Origin of the sequence: Vibrio sp. 10N.286.51.B11, assembly GCF_041469245.1 — a bacterium.
Classification (GTDB): domain Bacteria; phylum Pseudomonadota; class Gammaproteobacteria; order Enterobacterales; family Vibrionaceae; genus Vibrio; species Vibrio crassostreae_C.
Window position 1 is genome coordinate 1 of sequence record NZ_JBFRKI010000088.1, and the last position, 208, is coordinate 208.

At 44.7% G+C, this 208-nt stretch carries 1 pseudogene; it reads right to left on the reverse strand.

Features of this window, described 5'->3' with window-relative positions:
* A pseudogene (locus tag AB4154_RS22410) lies at positions 1–179 on the reverse strand (flagellin B); the annotation flags it as partial.
* Between the last annotated feature and the right edge of the window lie 29 nt (positions 180–208).

Sequence of the window (208 nt, forward strand, 5' to 3'; positions counted from 1 at the left end):
CCACGACTTTGAACGTTCAAACGGTTCGAGATTTGTAGACCCGCAGCGTCATCTTTTGCGCTGTTGATTTTTGAGCCAGAAGCTAGACGCTCCATTGATGTTTGTTGTGCGCTGTTTGCGTTGTTTAGGTAACGTTGCGCTGTCATCGCTGAAACGTTTGTATTTACATTCACTGCCATGGTGATTTCTCCAATTGATTTTCCGGTAT